Genomic DNA, 16,694 nt, shown 5'->3' on the forward strand with positions numbered 1-16,694 from the left:
TTGCGAATAAACGGTGGCACAGAAGTCGCTTCTTCCCAAATAAGCCGAACACTTCTGTGCCAATCTCTTATTTTTTCGTTGGATGAACGATCAGTACGTCACACAACGCTTCCTTGATGACATAACTGGCGACGCTTCCCGTCATAAAGCGTTCCACTGCGTTTAACCCTGACTGACCAACCATAATCAAATCAACGTCATATTTTTCTGGTAAGGTTTTAGCCATAGCTTCTTTCGCTGATCCGTAAGCAATGACTCCTTCAATTTTATTGTAGCCAAATTCCTTCCCTACCGCTTTACACTCATTGATCAAGTTCTTGGCATCGGTGGTTAATTGGTCCATAATATTTTCATTTAATGGGGAATAACTCATGAATGTATAGATTTGATGATCGATCACATTTGCCACATAAACCGTTCCGTGGTTTCTTTTCGCGACGTTCAATGCTTTTTTGAATGCCTCCATTGCTTGATCGCTACCATCGATCCCAACTAATATATTTTGATATGATTGTGTGAACATTCCGATCTCCTACCCTTCCACTCGTTGCAAGAAGCCAGTGATTTCATCTTTTGTTTTACGATTTTTATTGACTAAACGACCTATTTCTTCGCCGTCATTCACTACAACAAAACTAGGAATCCCAAAAATATTCCATTCTGCAGCTACATCGATATATTCATCTCGATCGACTTGAATAAATTGAAATTGAGGAAATGCTGCTTCGATCTCCGGCATTTGCGGCTTGATAAAACTGCAGTCACCACACCAATCAGCAGTAAAGAAAAACACATTCTTGCCTTTTTCTGCATAACCTGCTAATTCTTCAATACTTTTAGGGATAATCATTCCGTCACGACCTTTTCTTTTACTACCTTGATTATACACGTTTCCGACTTTTTGAGAAAGAAGAGGCGCCTCTCCCAGATAAATAGCGAACAGGAACGATTTCGAAAAAGATTGGCGCATGTTTTTCATTTCCGCGGTATCAATGGTAAAATAAAAGCGAATAGACTGAAAGAGGAGGCAAGATTATGAGTACAGCAAAAAGATTCGCTCAAGGGCTGGCCATCGGCTCATCCATCGGATTAGCTGCAGGAATTGCAACAAATCATTACTATCGAAAAAAACAAAAGCTTTCTCCTGATAAAATTTTACATCAAATCAAGGCAGATTTTTTAAATGAGGGCCCGATTGAAGGCTCTTGGATTTCTTTTGAGACTGAACGCATGCAAAAATTTGCGATTACAATGGATATTCTTTCCGGTGGTATCACCCGTACCGAAGATGATCAATTAGTCGCCTATGAGTTTACAGCGGACGCGAAGACCGGTACCGTTCTAAGTATTGATCGTGTGATTGAATAAGTAAAAGCTCTCAACTTTTCAAAAAGTTGAGAGCTTTCTTCTTATTTATAAATTAAACGGTTCCCCGCCAATTCTTCCGTAAACTTGCGAAGTGCATCAGTAGACGCTAGGGATAGATAAACCAGAGCTAGTTCCAGGTTGCCCAGCGACTTCTCATAATGAATCCTAACCAAATTTCAGCAGTGCCTCCTTTGGTTATTCTTGATCTAATTGCAGTAGTTTCAAATTGAACCTACTGCCGCACCGTTGTACGAATGACTTTTTGATTAACTGGACAGCTAAGCTGACAATAACATTTGCGATAGCGGCCTTAGTTGTCGCATAATTCATTAGATAGTCGCTAAGATTGAAGGCTTGTACAGAAGTCATTGTGATGATACTGCTGGCGATTGTTAAATAGGGCAGCGACTTTTGGTCGAGCTCAAGCATTGAAATGATATTGACCTTGCCTTTTTAACTTCTGCTCGTCAAGCATTTTTCTCGGGTCAATTAACTTTGATTCAGTCATTTGCTCCCTTCATTTTCTAGCACAATTAAAAAGGTAAAAAATATTTTGATTATCCACTGAAAATCAAGTCCTATCAAACTGTTTTTGCGAGAGAATCAATGAACCATTCTTCAAATTGGTTTGCATCCACGCTGATTGCTACTTCTGCATTCGCAGGTAGCCCTAGGAAATTTTCCAGATCAATTAGGGAAGCCCCGTAAGTTAACGAGGCGGCCGTTTCGATCTCTACTCTAGTAGCAACGAGCGAAAAAATTTCCAGTTTTACGATCAAAGCAATGGCTAACGCATCGTACATACTCAACCCTTCCGAGAAGCTGCCGCTACGGTAATGAGTGAACAGTCGATAGATCATCTCGCCGATCTCACCAAATCCTTTGATTTTTTCTGAGGTGGCGGGCATAATCTTGGCTTGATCCCCCACCTCTAACGGCGCAACTTGGATCGGTACGCCACTATCAAAGACCATCTTCGCCGCTTCTGGATCAGCCGCAAAGTTAAACTCCGATAAGACGCCGGAATTGCCTCGACCAAGACTACCGCCCATCACGACAATCCTTTCGATTTTCGGCAAATCTTGTGGATATAAATGCAGGAATAACGCAATATCCGTTAAGGGGCCGATCCCGACTAAAATCGTTTGCTCAGTCGCCTGGCTCACCACCTCGTGCATCGCCGCCACCGCTGTTTGAGCAGTCTCGGCAAACATTTGTGGCTCAGGAAAATCATAGCCATCCATGCCTGATGCTCCGTGAATTTCACTCGCATCGATGCGCTCACGAACCAAGGGTGTTTGACTCCCTAAAACCACGCGTGGGTTCTTTTGGTAAAGGGTCAATAATTTCTCAGTATTGGCTTTTGTATAAGCCAAACTCACATTACCAAAAGTAGGGCAAATCAATTTTACTTCTAGCTCTTCACTAAAAAGGGCTAACGCTAAAGCAACGGCATCATCGATTCCCGGATCGGTACTGATCACGATTGATTTTTTATTCATAGACTCTCCTACTTTCTATTTCTCAAAAATATCATACAATAGCCCGCTTTATTTCGCCAATCTGCAGTCAGAAAAAAACGAGCGCTCCTAAAAAGGAACGCTCGTACGAATTTATTTCTATTTGACCAAACGATAGATCGCATCTGCATAGATCACTGCAGAATTCAAGATGTCTTCAACTGACATATATTCGTTGGCTTGATGCATCGTATCTTCAAAGCCTGGGAATTGTGCGCCGTAAGCAACGCCTCGTTCTAGTAAACGACCGAATGTTCCACCGCCGATGACCATTTCTTCCCCTTTGATGCCTGTGTGTTCTTCAAAAGTATCTAACAATGTAGCCACCAATGGATCATCTGCTGGTACATAGTGAGGCAGCATGTGGTGTCCACCTTGTGTGACTTTCACATCTGAGCCGAATAGTTCGTCTAATTTTGCTTTGATTTCTTCAGCCGTTGTGCCTTTAGGATAACGGAAGTTCAAAGTGATATGGTTGTCATTGTCTTGACCATCTTTGAAACTAAAGATTCCTGCATTCATTGTCACTTCGCCCATTTTTTCGTTGTTGAAAGCAACGCCTAATTTTTTACCATACACATCTTCATGGATATAGTTTGCGCTGTTTTCGATGAAGGCTTTCGCCCCTTTATCGAAGTCATAATTATTTAAGAAGACCGCTAAGAATGTACCGGCATTGGTACCTAGTTGCGGGCTCGCACCGTGGGCAGCTTTACCGTCCAAGTGTAAAGTAACCGTATTGCCTGATACTTCCGCTTTTCCGCTAACTGGATTGTTTTCTACATAGTCAGCAAATTCTTTCGCTAATTTTTCAGCAGCATCGCTGTCTGCAACTTTAACTTCTGCTACCGCATTACCGGGAACCATATTTTCACGAAGACCTGCTTCGAAGCTTACTAGCACATAAGCCGTTCCGTTTGTTCCGTCAAAATGAGGAATCATTGTTACATTCCCTTTTTCACCGTTGATGATTGGGAAGTAAGCATCTGGTGAGAAGCCAAAGTCAGGTTTTTCTTCATGCTCGAAATAGTAATCCATATCTCCCCAGCCGCTTTCTTCATCAGTACCAAAGACGAAACGGATTTTTTTAGAGATTGGCAACCCTAATTCTTTAATAATTTTTACAGCGTAATAAGCCGCTACAGACGGGCCTTTATCATCGCTTGAACCGCGAGCGTATAATTTTCCGTCGCGAATTTCTGGTTCGTAAGGATCTGAATCCCAACCATCACCAGCAGGTACTACGTCTAAGTGACCGAAAATTCCTAATGTTTCATCGCCTTCACCAAAATCAAAATGGCCGGCATAGTTGTCGACATTTTTAGTTGTGAAGCCATCGCGTTCTGCGATTTCAAGCATTTTTTCTAATGCTTCCACCGGTCCAGGTCCGAATGGTGCTTCTTTGGTTGCTTTGTCGTCTTCACGTTCACTTTTAATGCGTAATAAAGTGAATAGATCTGCTAATAGATCGTCTTTACGTGCTTCGACTTCTTTTTTAAAATCGATTGTCATTGAAAGATTCCCCCTTTAATTAAAACCATTATAATGATAGCATTCTCTGAGCTATAATAAAAATGAAAACTCTTTAATAAACGCTAGGAAAGACGCGGCTTTTTCACGTATAATGAGAACCATAATGAATTTTTTCGATTGAGTTGTTAAATATTCATCAAAAAAAATTTACTTAATGAAAGCGGGTGACAAAATGACGCAATTAACGAACGAAATTTTACACCAAGTTATTACCTCGCGACCCGAAAATTCTCACAAAGGAACCTTTGGACGCGCAGTCTTGATCGGCGGCAACACACAATACGGCGGCGCTATCCTGATGAGTGCAGAAGCCTGTATTAAAAGCGGTGCTGGATTGACGACCGTAATCACTGCCGAAAAAAATCATAACCCACTACACACACGTTTGCCAGAAGCGATGGTATTAGATTTTTCTGAGACAGCTTTGATTCATGATGTACTTAAGACTGCAGATATCATTTTGATTGGTCCTGGTTTGGGACTAGATAAAGACGCCCTGAGCTTGCTAAAACAAACTTTAAAAAATCAACGGCAAGATCAATGGCTGATTATCGACGGCTCTGCTATCACTCTGTTTAGCAACGAACACTTCTCTTTAAACTACCCAGCGCAAACCGTCTTTACCCCTCACCAAGCGGAATGGGAACGCTTGAGTGGACTCGATTTCATCCATCAAACCGATGAAAACAATCGCGCTAAACAGGTCCTGTTAGGAGCTAAAATCGTTTTAAAAAGTCATCGCACGACGATTTACGATGAGGCGGTGGCCTATTATCATAATCCCCTCGGCAATCCCGGGATGGCAACTGGCGGGATGGGGGATACCTTGGCTGGGATGATCGCCGGTTTTTTGGCTCAGTTTGAAAAAAATATTGATACGATCGGTGCCGCCGTTTATCTTCACAGTTTGATTGGAGACGAGTTAGCCAAAGAAAATTATGTCGTCTTACCAACAGCTATTAGCAGCGCTCTCCCTCACTATATGAAAAAATACGCAGACGAAAGGAACTAACCATGAAAAAATATCCCGGCTACATCCGTAAGCCCTTCTACTACGAAACAGATAAAATGGGCATCATTCACCACGCCAATTATATTCGTTGGTTTGAAGAAGCCCGTGTCGATGTTCTCTCCTTTATGGATTACCCATTTGAAAAAATCGAAGCAGAGGGGATCATGATTCCAGTCTTAGGCGTCAGCAGCGAGTACAAAGAAATGATCCGATTTGGCGATGAGATCGTCATTCAACCGATCGTTACAACATACACCGGTACCCGGATGAACTTCGAATATCGGATTTACAAAGGGGATATCCTAGCCACCGTTGGCACTAGTCAACATTGCTTTATGTCATCAGAGACCAAGCGGCTAATCCATCTAAAAAAACAACATCCTCGACTACACGAATTGTTTTTAGACTATTACGAATCGACGAAAGAAAACTAAAAAAATGCCCCTGTGACAAGAATTTGTCACAGGGGCATTTTTAATTAGTTATATTTTTTCTTCAAGTATAGATAGAATGGAATTCCTAATGCGGTAATCGCAATACCGACCATCGCTAATTGGAATTGGTTGATCAATGTCATCACTAAGATGAAGACACCACCAATGATCGCAACGATTGGAATGATTGGATAAAGCGGTACTTTGTAAGGACGAACCAAATCTGGTTCTGTTTTTCTTAATTTAATCACTGCGATAAAGACTAATGTGTAGAAGATCCAGATAACGAAGACCAACATATCTGTCAACATATCGAATCCGCCGATCATCATCATACCGATGGCGATCACTAATTCTAACATTCCTGCGATATAAGGAACTTGGTTTTTGTTTAATTTAACTAATTTGTCAGAGAATGGTAATTGTTTTTCAAGACCCATTGTATAAGGCAGACGCATACCAGTCATGGTGTAGCCGTTGATTGTTCCGTATACAGAGATCAAGATACCGATGGTTACTAATTTACCACCCATGCCACCGAAGATTGTATTAGCAACTTGCATGGCTGCGTTGTCGTTTCCAGCTAGATCAGAGATATTCATTGTACGTAGGAATGCAAATTGAACTAATAAGTAAACTACCATGATTCCTAAGATCCCACCTGCAATCGCACGAGGTAAATCGCGGGCTGGTTTTTTCAATTCACCGGCGATATTACCGACGTGAATCCAACCGTCATAAGCAAACATTGTTGCTAATAAACCGGCACCTAAGGCTGGAGCAAAGCCGCCAACTGCAGGGCCTGCTTCTACTGGGAACAAGCTAACCGTTACATCACCTTGACGTAACAGACCGAAAATTACGATTAATGCCAATGGTACTAATTTACAAACTAACGTAAATGATTGGAACATTCCACCGGCTTTTGAGCCTAGGAAATTGATCAACATGATTGAAGCTGCTGCAACGATTGCGATTGGTACTAACAGCCCTTGACTCATGCCGAACAAGTTAATGAACTGCGTTGAGAAGATGATCGCCAACGCTGCGACGTTCGCTGGGAAGTAAATGATTACCTGCGCCCAACCTAATAAGAAACTCCAGAACTCGCCATAAGCGCGTTCGATGTAACGTAGCATGCCCCCTGTTTCTGGGATTGCTGCAGCTAATTCCGCTCCGGTCAAGCCGGCACAGACACTGATTAATCCTCCCAAGAACCAAGATAACATATGTAAGCTCGTTGATCCTGTAACTGCTGCCACACTTGCGGCTTTAAAGAATACTCCCGCCCCGATTACGGTACCCATTACTGTTGAAAGGGCTGGGAAGAATGTCATTGTCCGTTTTAATTCACCTTCGTGTGAACCAACGACATCTTGCTGGTTGACTGCCATAATTTTTCCTCCTTATGGTTTGCGAAGCGGCTCTTTGCTCACTTCTTAACTTGATTTTTTAAAAACAATAGACCTCATCACCTGACAAATTAAATAAAATAAAGAATTGCTCTATAACAACTATTCAAGGCGTAAAGTCTCTGTCTGAAAATTATTCTAACATGAGCAAAGAAAAAGGGAAACGTTATTTTTAACATTTCCTTTTTTCTTACTCTCCCCTCATGCTGCATTAAGAATTACAGACCACTTTAAGAATTTACTCTTCCGAAAGAGATTTTTGTTTCGACACCTTCTGCTTCAAATTTTTCTGATAATCTTTCTAACATTTCATCAGTCATTTTATCTAAATCAAAATGAGGATTGAAGTCCCATTCTTTGCGCGCATCGCTGTCATCGATTGAGTTAGGCCATGAATTGGCAATGCCTTGACGAACAGGATCCACATCATATTTCATTTCGAAATCTGGAATACGACGTTTAATTGAAGCAGCAATTTGTTCAGGTTCAAATGCCATCGCTGTAATGTTAAATGAGTTGCGGTGTTCTAAACGGCTAGCATCCGCGTTCATTAATTTTACGATTCCTTCGATCGCATCGTCCATGTACATCATATCCATATACGTTCCTTTGTCGATGAATGATGTGTATGATTTGTTTTTCAATGCTTCGTAATAAATATCAACGGCATAGTCTGTAGTTCCGCCACCAGGTTCTACTTTATATGAGATCAAACCAGGGAAACGAACGGAACGAGTATCAACACCATATTTTTCATGGTAGTAATTTTCCAATAATTCGCCGGCTACTTTTGTAACACCATACATTGTTGTTGGGTGCATCACTGTATCTTGTGGTGTATTATCTGGTTCAGCATCTGGTCCGTATGCCGCGATTGAAGATGGCGCGAAGAATTTTGTTTCTGGTCCGATTTCACGAGCGACTTCTAAGGCGTTCATTAAACCAGTCATATTCAAGTTCCAAGCAAACGCTGGACGTTTTTCAGCCGTTGCTGAAAGTAATGCTGCTAAGTGAATAATGGTATCTACTTCATAACGTTTTGCCATATCTAAAAAGTTTTCGTAGTTTGTTACATCTAATTCTTCAAATTGACCATTTTCAACGACTGGACTGCCTTCAACTGTACGAATATCTGTTGAGATGACATTTTTAACACCTAAGTCTTTGCGTAATCTTTCTGTTAATTCTGATCCGATTTGTCCTAACGCACCTGTGATTAATACTTTTTTCATGACTGTGACTTCCTCTCTCATTATCCTATTTTGGTTTTGCTAATCAGTTTTATTTGATGATATTTAATTCTTTACCGACTTTTTCGTAAACTTTGATTGCATCGTCTAACATTTCTTTTGTATGACCGGCATTTGGCATGTTCCGTACACGGCCTGTTCCTAATGGTACCGTTGGGAACACGATTGGTTTTACATAAACGCCATTTTCAATTAATTTCTTAGAGAATTCTTGTGCTAACTTTTCATCGCCAACAATTACAGGAGTAATCGGTGTTTCTGAGTTACCAATGTCATAGCCAATTCGTTTTAATTCTGATTTGAAGTAATTCGCATTTTCCCAAAGTGTTTCAACGTATTCAGGATGATTTTGAATCAAATCAATCGCTTCGATACAAGCACCCGCAGCTCCCGGAGTTAATGAAGTTGAAAATAAGAATGGACGTGCTTGAGATTTTAACCAAGTGATCAATTGTTTTGTTCCAGCCACGTATCCGCCAACTACACCGATTCCTTTTGATAAAGTACCCATTTGGAAATCAATATGATCTTGCATGTGGAAATGTTTCACTGTTCCGCGGCCTTCGCCCATAACGCCTGTTCCGTGAGCATCATCTACGTAAGTGATTACATTGTATTTTTCACAAATTTCTACGATTTCAGGAATTTTTGCTACGTCGCCATCCATTGAGAAGACACCGTCAGTGATATACATTACTTTATTGTATTCGCCGCTTTCAGTTGCTGCCTTAGCTTTCGCCTCTAAATCTTCCATATCTTGGTGATTCACGCGAATGATTTTTGCGCCGGATAAACGACAGCCGTCAATGATTGAGGCATGATTCAATTCATCTGAAAGGATCGCATCGCCTTTTTTCATTACTGCTGAGATTGCGCCCATATTACAGTTGAACCCTGATTGGAAAGCAATCGCTGCTTCTGTTCCTTTGAACTCAGCAATTTTTTCTTCTAATTTTTGGTGAATGTCTAAAGTTCCGTTGATTGTCCGGACAGCTCCAGCTCCAGCTCCGTAATGTTTTGTCGCTTCAACATCTGCTTCGATCAATTCTGGACGAGTAGCGAATCCTAGATAGTTATTAGAGGCTAAGTTGACCATTTTTTGACCATTCACAGTAATGATCGGCCCATTGCTTCCTTCTAAAACATCGATTGTGTTAAACAATCCCTTTTCCTTTAAATCTTCCAAATTCGTTTCTAGAAATTGATCAAGAACTTTTGAACTCATAACAATTCTCCTCCATACTGATTATTGCGCAATTTAAGTTGTTATTTTTATTAGCAAAAAAAGCGAACAGCTTATTTTAATGTTTGCGCTTTCGTAATTTACACTCTTAGTTTATCGGCGATTGATAACGTTTACAAGTTTGTGAACAGACAATTCTTTGAATTATCATAAAACGCTAACTAATTCTAATACATTTTATTTAATAATTGATCTCTCCCCCTTTTTAACATAACAACCCAAAAATTGTTCACTAAAAGTGAGAAGTTTTTAAATGAATTTTTTTCACAATAAAACGGATTTTTTTTATTCTAACGTAAAATAATACCTATTAAATGCTTTTTGGGTCGGAATATTTGAAACTAGTTTACTCACAAAGAAATTTTGACGATCTGCTAATTTGAATAAAGAACATTTTTTTAAGTGCAAAAAAATTCTAATACAATTCAAATAAAATCAGGAAACGTTTTCATTTAAACTGAGAGTTTTACTTTTTTGACTATTCATTTGTGAAAATCACTGTTTTTTTAAGTAAAAAAGTTATTCACAAAGAAATATTTTTCTATTTCTTAAGCCTAATTTTTACCCACGAATGTTCTTCCCACTCGACTTTTCCATCTGTTTTTTATTAACACGCAAAAAAAGAGTCCTCACATGATGTGCATCGATAGATATTTCCTTAAACAAAAAAACGAGATACTGGACTCAGCATCTCGTTTAATCATTCTTATGGTAAATCATTTCCCGCTGCAAAATATACGTCATACCATTCTTGCTTCGTTAACGTAATCGCTCCGCCAGCTGCACTCTCTTTAATGCGCTTAGGATTCATGGTACCAAGGATCACTTGCATATTCGCTGGATGACGTAAGATCCAGGCTACCGCAATCGCGTTTTTATTCGTATCATACTTCTTGGCTAATTTCGCCAATAGCTCATTTAATTCTGGGAACTTGTCGTTATCAACAAAAACCCCTTCAAAGAAGCCATATTGGAATGGTGACCATGCTTGGATCGTCACCTCATTGCGGCGAGCAAATTCCAAGATGCCACCATCATGATCGAAAGAGCGTGTATCCGTCATGTTCGTATGCATCCCATAGTCGATCATTCCTGTGTGCATAATAGAGAACTGCAACTGATTAATCATTAATTTTTGATCAACAACAGCTTGCAACATTTGGAATTGCTCTGGGTTGAAGTTGGATACACCGAAGTGACGGACTTTGCCATTGGCTTGTAAAATATCGAAAGCTTCCGCGATGGCTTCAGGTTCCATCAATGGATCTGGACGATGTAGTAAATAGCTATCTAAATACTCGATTCCCATCCGTTCCAAAATACCGTCTACTGAATCTAATAAGTGTTGCTTCGAAAAGTCATAACGCTTCTCATCACCGGTGACGATGCCACCTTTTGATTGAATGAAAAATTTATCCCGTGAGATGTTTGCTTCCTTCAGCGCTTCACCAAAAATCAATTCTGATTTCCCGTCGCCATACATATCTGCTGAATCAATAAAATTAATCTCATTTTCTAAAGCTGTATCTAAGACTTCCGCCGCCTCGGTTGAAGTTAGCGCTGCCATTCGCATGTTTCCTAAAGCGATTGCTGAAGTTTCCCAATAGCTGTTGCCGATTTTACGTTGTAACATGGTGTTCATCCTCTCTGAAGAAACTTTTACTTACCTCTAAAAGTATAGACTATTTTGAACAAATTACTAGTGAAAAAGACAGAACAGTAAGTTGATGAACCTCCACTTATTCCTATCAGTATTAATCAGCTACGGCTTGACCCTCTTTGACTTTCTCCGTATGCTAGTTTTTAAAGGGAGGGATCATTGATGTATTCGATGCTAAAAAAAATCATTACAGAAAAAGATATTTACCGTCAAATTTTACTATTAGAACAGTTGCTCAATCACTCCCAGCTAACCGCTAAAGAATTGGCGAGGAAAATCGGAACGACCGAACGGACCATTTTTTCTGATCTTCAACTCATTCGTGATTATTTACCAGAAAATTGGGAATTAGACACAGATAGCAATGGGATTCGTTTGATCACTCATGCGAACTCCCTGACCAATGATATTTGGGAAGTATTTTTGCCCCATTCAGTGAGTTTACAATTCATTAAACAGCTGTTCTTTACTAAAGAGCTGAACGTCCCTGAGTTTCTCTTTGAAACAGGAATCTCATACGAAACATTGAAACGCCATAAAAATAAAATCAACCAACAATTAGCTTCTTATCAGATAAACATCAAATTAACCACCCAGCAAGCAAGTTTAACTGGTGCTGAGAGTGCCATTCGAATTTTTTATCATCGCCTGCTGCTCCCCTTCACCCATAACAATTATTTTTTTGAGGAGTATTCGATTCATGAGGAACATTATTTATATTTTCTAACCAGGGAACTCGCTGATGACATGACAGTCGATACAGAACAGGTTTTTGGTATTTGTTGGTTTTTCATTAATAGTATCCGAATCAAAGCCGGTTGCCGGATCGATGACTTCAGCTATGATTCCAACGATTCCTTGTTCAAGCTCTATGCACCACTTTTACAGCAGCTCTATAAAAAGGAAGGCATTTATTTGCAAGGCTCGGATATCTTTTTTGCTTTTTTCTGTTTTTTAGAAAGTTGGAATTACGATAATCACTTAGGGTCTCAGGTCGAAAAAATTCTTATTAATGATTATCTCTTTTTATTGGAACACGCCCAACAAACGGTTCAAGAAATTGCAGATGAATTGCAGCTGCCTCAACTGTTAACGACTAACCTAACTGAAAATTTACTGCTGCTTCTATTAAAGTACGCTGAATCGCCAGCTCTATCCCAGCAATTTCAATTAGAATATCAAGAATTGTTGATTCAACATAACGAAGGCTATCCTAGTCTGAACGATACCGGGAAGAAACTTTTTAAGCGGCTTCCACAATTTTCTACGATTGAAGACACCACTTATTTCGTGAATCTTTTTCTGCTTTTGAGTCGCCAGGCCATTTCGTCTATTCGCTCCGATGCCAAGCTTGTTTATTTCATTTTTCAAAGCGAACCTGCTTGGAAATGTTTCCTTTTTCAAGAGCTGACTGATTTTCTAGGAAAACGAGTCAAACTTGTTCCCATCGAAATTTCTCAATTGTCTGATTCTGAGATTGAAAAAGGTGATTTGCTCGTTTCCAACATCCCGGTGGACGCTGTAAAACTGCCCGTGTTCTATTTATCCACGACACCAACAAAAAATGAGCTCAATCAATTGATTGAACTCACCTCTACTTCTTATTTCTAAACAAAACGGTTAGAGGACTATGTATTTTTGTACCGGCTGACCGTTTTGGCTTTTCTTTGGAAGATTCCTTTACTGATTCGCTTCTCTAGTTCTACCACAAAGAATAGTAGTAACGCATTTCCAAGTATCACTGTTTGTTGTCCCAAACTTAGTGCTGTCGTTCCTATCAACTGTTGACCGATAGGCAATAAAACGACGGCGGCTTGTAATAAAATAAGAATACCTAGTGAAATAAATAATACTTTATTCTTCCACATGCCACGATTGATTGACCGATCCAGTATCTCACGGCAGTTAATCATGTAGACTGCTTGAGCAATAACAATATTTTGTAATAGAATCGTCTGTTGTAACGCGGCTCCTTCAAAACGCATCGCTAATAAGTAGGCCGGGATCATAATCAACAAGGAGACATACATAATTCTGAAGAAGCTGTAACCAGTTAAAATACCCTTCTTTGTCTCTCTTGGCGGACGCTTCATCGTGTCTTTACTTGCTCGTTCGAATCCTAGCGCATAAGACAATGTAATCGTTGTAACCATATTGACCCATAAAATTTGGATAGGTGTCAACGGTAGTGGGCGATTCATTAATAAGGCCAGAATTACGATCAATCCTTGTGCCAGTGCCGTTGGTAAAAAGAAATGAATGGTTTTTTGCAGATTGTCAAAAATTCTCCGCCCTTCTTTAACTGCCTTGATAATCGTATAGAAATTATCATCCGCTAAGACCATATCGGCTGCTTGTTTGCTGACTTCACTTCCTTTGATTCCCATCGCAATCCCAATGTCCGCCTGTTTTAAAGCTGGAGCATCATTCACACCATCGCCGGTCATCCCAACTACCTCACCTTTTTTTTGGAGGGCCGTCACGATCCGCAGCTTGTGCTCGGGTGTTGTCCGAGCAAAGACGTCTACCTCTTCAACTTGTTGGGCAAGTTCATCAGCTGAAAGTTGATCAATCTCCGCTCCTTCTAAAATTTTTGAGGTGTGCTTTAAGCCAATTTGTTTACTAATCGCTTGGGCGGTTACTTTGTGATCTCCTGTAATCATTTTTACCGAGATTCCCGCCTGCCGTGCCTTTTCAACGGCTCGAATGGCACTCTCTTTTGGTGGATCAATGATTCCCGCCAAGCCTGCAAAGGTTAGTCCGGATAAAGATTCATGTGTTAATTTCTCTTGAACGGATACTTTTTTATAAGCAAAGCCTAGCACTCGTTGACCGTTACTTGCTAAAAGCTCGCCTTGTTTCTCCCAATTCCTTCGTTCTTCCACCGTCAAGTTGGCTTTTTCCAACAAGACTTCTGGTGCTCCTTTAACAAAAATTACTTGCTCCTCATCTGATGCATGCAACGTTGCCATATATTTGTATGAAGAACTAAAAGGAATTTTCCCTGAAAGGGGTCTTAACCTTTGGTTCTCCCCAGCTATGTATTTTAATAATGCTCGTTCAGTCGGATTTCCTTGAATGGTTTCAATCGCTTGATCATCTTGGGTTTTTAATTCTTGACAATTATTCATGATTTCTTTTACAATCGGTAACTCTTCTGTGACAACGTCTGTGACTGTCATTTCATTCTTTGTTAACGTTCCTGTTTTGTCCGAGCAGATAACCGTCATCGAACCTAATGTTTCAACTGCCGGCATCCCTTTAATAATCGCATTTTCCTTCGCCATTTCTTTTACACCCATTGAAAGAATCATTGTTAAAACGGCTGGTAATCCTTCAGGAATCATAGATACAATCAACGCAATACTAGCTGAGAACATTAAGTTCCAATCCATTCCATATCTAAACGTACTAAAGAACAGCAAGAAAACAATCAGTGCTAAAATCCCTCTAAAGATTTGTTTGTTCAACTGATGCATCTTTTTAATAAGTAGGGTTCTTTGCGCTTGAATCGATTGCAAGGCCTGGTTAATTTTACCGATTTCCGTAGCATTTCCAGTTTCAACCACGACACCTTTCGCCGTTCCTGTTTGAACCAGGGTCCCCGAAAACGCCATATTCAATTGATCGCCGGCGAGCACTTCCCGATCAATGACAGCAATACTTTTTTCGACTGCTTCAGATTCTCCCGTTAAGATGGCTTCTTCGATTGTTAAGTCATGAACCTCAATCATTCTTAGGTCTGCCGGAACAACATCTCCTGCCTTCAATACCACGATATCTCCTTGAACTAAGTCTTCTGAAGCAATTTTGATTGGCGTTCCCTCACTCAGAACAATCGCCTCTTGACCCATCATCTGTTTCAATCCATCTAAGGATTCCTCTGCTTTTCGTTCTTGCCAATACCCGACGATTCCGTTCACGATAACAACTAAGAATATAATGCTGCCTTCAACAAATTCTCCTGTCGCAAATTTTAACAGTGCCGCAACGATCAGAACAACCATTAATAAGTCTGTAAAATGTTTGGCGATTTTTTGCCACGTTTTTAATTGCTTTTTTTCTTCTATCTTATTCGGGCCATTGGTCATCAATCTCGCTTCACGCTCTTGTTTCGTTAACCCTTGTATTTGTGTTGCCGTTTTCTTTACTATCTCTGCACTTGAAAGGTTATACCATTTCATAATTATTCCTCCCTATCCTTTACTTGATACTCTTAGTATACGGAGAAATATATTTTTTAAAGGTCGATAATTTCAGTGCAGTCTGAAATTAGTGCATACAAAAGAAGAAGCTGTGACATTTTTTTGTCACAGCTTCTTCTTGATTCACGTTCTAGCCTGGACTTAATGTAAAAAATCTTGCAGATCGTCCCCATACTTATCAATTTTCTTCGCGGAAAAAACTGTCCCTGCTACTAAAATCCCACTAACAATCAGCGTACTAGCAACCATAAATTTAACTAATGATTTCATAGGAACCTCCTTTTAAATTTTTATTAACCTACAAAAATTTAAGTTCAAATGACTATTTACCTTACAAGCTAACCATAGCACAAAACATTCAATCCAGCTCCTGATATGCTTATCAAAATGGGGCACTGACAGGGTAGCCCTTCTAGTGCTTAAGCAGTTAAAAGTGATCCGGCAACTTTTATTATCCAACAATTCTAACCTATCAACTTTTTATTTAAAAAATGCTGTGTCTCGATCCAACAACCTTATCCCACCATCAATCCAACAATCAATCCTCCCGTAATGACTGAAGTGATCGTAATAGTAGAAAAGCCAGCAGTTACCATAATCGGTAAAATATTTTGTTCAATTACCGCGATTTCTTCTTCTGTCTCCCCCACAGCCGCTGCGGCTTCTTTCGTTAGAACCATTGTTCCAGGGAAACCAAACAGTGTTGTCATACCAACCGCAATGGATAATGGCCCGGAGTAACCGACTTTTTTACCAATAAGAAACGAGGTGATAAAGATAATCGCTAAACCTGCCAATAAGTAAAAGGCGATTGGCCCAACCAATTGTAAGAGATCTGCTGGAACAATGTCCGCTAATGGTCCAAAAGCGATAACCATGATTGAAACCATAAGTAATCCAAAAGAATCCGTTGTAGATAACGCATTTGGTTTCAATATTCTAAAGTGACGCAAAATGATACCAAGTAATAAAGCGATGACAAATGCATTGAGCGTGCCATTCGTTAGTTGACTTAAAAACCTTGCGACATACATCGTCAGCCCTAATAAAAAGAGGG

The 16,694-nt window shown here is 40.0% G+C and carries 16 protein-coding genes; 4 read left to right on the top strand and 12 right to left on the bottom strand.

Annotated elements, in window-relative coordinates; genetic code table 11:
• Positions 1 to 67: 67 nt before the first annotated feature.
• A complete protein-coding gene (locus FFM67_RS08590) occupies positions 68 to 523 on the bottom strand; it encodes a universal stress protein (RefSeq protein ID WP_137614163.1) in 456 nt (151 codons plus the stop codon).
• A gap of 9 nt (positions 524 to 532) precedes the next feature.
• Positions 533 to 850, bottom strand: coding sequence for a thioredoxin family protein (locus tag FFM67_RS08595; protein ID WP_137614164.1), 318 nt, complete (start codon positions 848 to 850; stop codon positions 533 to 535).
• A gap of 185 nt (positions 851 to 1,035) precedes the next feature.
• Here FFM67_RS08595 and FFM67_RS08600 point away from each other — a divergent pair, with 185 nt between their 5' ends.
• Positions 1,036 to 1,368: a hypothetical protein gene (locus FFM67_RS08600; protein ID WP_137614165.1), complete on the top strand. Its 333-nt coding sequence runs from the start codon at positions 1,036 to 1,038 to the stop codon at positions 1,366 to 1,368.
• Positions 1,369 to 1,563: 195 nt separating this feature from the next.
• Here FFM67_RS08600 and FFM67_RS08605 read toward each other — a convergent pair whose 3' ends face one another.
• From FFM67_RS08605 to pepV, 3 genes are all read right to left on the bottom strand, one after another.
• On the bottom strand, positions 1,564 to 1,797 hold the full coding sequence (locus FFM67_RS08605) for a Rossmann-fold NAD(P)-binding domain-containing protein (protein WP_137614166.1): 234 nt from the start codon (positions 1,795 to 1,797) through the stop codon (positions 1,564 to 1,566).
• A gap of 152 nt (positions 1,798 to 1,949) precedes the next feature.
• Positions 1,950 to 2,870 carry a nucleoside hydrolase gene (locus FFM67_RS08610; RefSeq protein WP_137614167.1) on the bottom strand — a complete coding sequence of 307 codons (921 nt, stop codon included), beginning with the start codon at positions 2,868 to 2,870 and terminating at the stop codon, positions 1,950 to 1,952.
• A gap of 117 nt (positions 2,871 to 2,987) precedes the next feature.
• Positions 2,988 to 4,400 (bottom strand): dipeptidase PepV, encoded by a 1,413-nt coding sequence (gene pepV, locus FFM67_RS08615; protein ID WP_137614168.1) that lies wholly within the window; start codon positions 4,398 to 4,400, stop codon positions 2,988 to 2,990.
• Between the two features lie 193 nt (positions 4,401 to 4,593).
• On the opposite strand from pepV, the gene FFM67_RS08620 reads away from it, so the two are divergent.
• Complete coding sequence (locus tag FFM67_RS08620) at positions 4,594 to 5,433, top strand: NAD(P)H-hydrate dehydratase (protein WP_137614169.1); 840 nt, start codon at positions 4,594 to 4,596, stop codon at positions 5,431 to 5,433.
• A gap of 2 nt (positions 5,434 to 5,435) precedes the next feature.
• Entirely contained in the window at positions 5,436 to 5,867 is a 432-nt protein-coding gene (locus FFM67_RS08625) for an acyl-CoA thioesterase (protein ID WP_137614170.1), read from the top strand.
• Positions 5,868 to 5,911: 44 nt separating this feature from the next.
• Here the strand turns inward: FFM67_RS08625 and FFM67_RS08630 are convergent, their stop codons facing one another.
• The 4 genes from FFM67_RS08630 to FFM67_RS08645 form a co-directional block, all read right to left on the bottom strand.
• Entirely contained in the window at positions 5,912 to 7,261 is a 1,350-nt protein-coding gene (locus FFM67_RS08630; protein WP_137614171.1) for an APC family permease, read from the bottom strand.
• Between the two features lie 248 nt (positions 7,262 to 7,509).
• Positions 7,510 to 8,511 carry an NAD-dependent epimerase/dehydratase family protein gene (locus FFM67_RS08635; protein ID WP_137614172.1) on the bottom strand — a complete coding sequence of 334 codons (1,002 nt, stop codon included), beginning with the start codon at positions 8,509 to 8,511 and terminating at the stop codon, positions 7,510 to 7,512.
• Between the two features lie 49 nt (positions 8,512 to 8,560).
• A complete protein-coding gene (locus FFM67_RS08640; protein ID WP_137614173.1) occupies positions 8,561 to 9,754 on the bottom strand; it encodes a glycine C-acetyltransferase in 1,194 nt (397 codons plus the stop codon).
• A 724-nt stretch (positions 9,755 to 10,478) separates the two neighbouring features.
• Positions 10,479 to 11,405: an aldo/keto reductase gene (locus FFM67_RS08645; protein ID WP_137614174.1), complete on the bottom strand. Its 927-nt coding sequence runs from the start codon at positions 11,403 to 11,405 to the stop codon at positions 10,479 to 10,481.
• A gap of 189 nt (positions 11,406 to 11,594) precedes the next feature.
• Between FFM67_RS08645 and mafR the strand changes: the two genes are divergently transcribed.
• Entirely contained in the window at positions 11,595 to 13,043 is a 1,449-nt protein-coding gene (gene mafR / locus FFM67_RS08650; RefSeq protein WP_137614175.1) for a global transcriptional activator MafR, read from the top strand.
• Between the two features lie 17 nt (positions 13,044 to 13,060).
• On the opposite strand, the gene FFM67_RS08655 is transcribed toward mafR, so the two are convergent.
• The 3 genes from FFM67_RS08655 to FFM67_RS12430 all read right to left on the bottom strand — a co-directional run bounded on the left by FFM67_RS08655 (position 13,061) and on the right by FFM67_RS12430 (position 16,671).
• Positions 13,061 to 15,616, bottom strand: coding sequence for an HAD-IC family P-type ATPase (locus FFM67_RS08655; protein ID WP_137614176.1), 2,556 nt, complete (start codon positions 15,614 to 15,616; stop codon positions 13,061 to 13,063).
• A gap of 162 nt (positions 15,617 to 15,778) precedes the next feature.
• Complete coding sequence (locus tag FFM67_RS12530) at positions 15,779 to 15,907, bottom strand: hypothetical protein (protein WP_281279101.1); 129 nt, start codon at positions 15,905 to 15,907, stop codon at positions 15,779 to 15,781.
• Positions 15,908 to 16,152: 245 nt separating this feature from the next.
• Positions 16,153 to 16,671 (bottom strand): hypothetical protein, encoded by a 519-nt coding sequence (locus FFM67_RS12430; RefSeq protein WP_246042963.1) that lies wholly within the window; start codon positions 16,669 to 16,671, stop codon positions 16,153 to 16,155.
• Positions 16,672 to 16,694: the final 23 nt, after the last annotated feature.

The organism is Enterococcus viikkiensis (assembly GCF_005405345.1).
Classification (GTDB): domain Bacteria; phylum Bacillota; class Bacilli; order Lactobacillales; family Enterococcaceae; genus Enterococcus_A; species Enterococcus_A viikkiensis.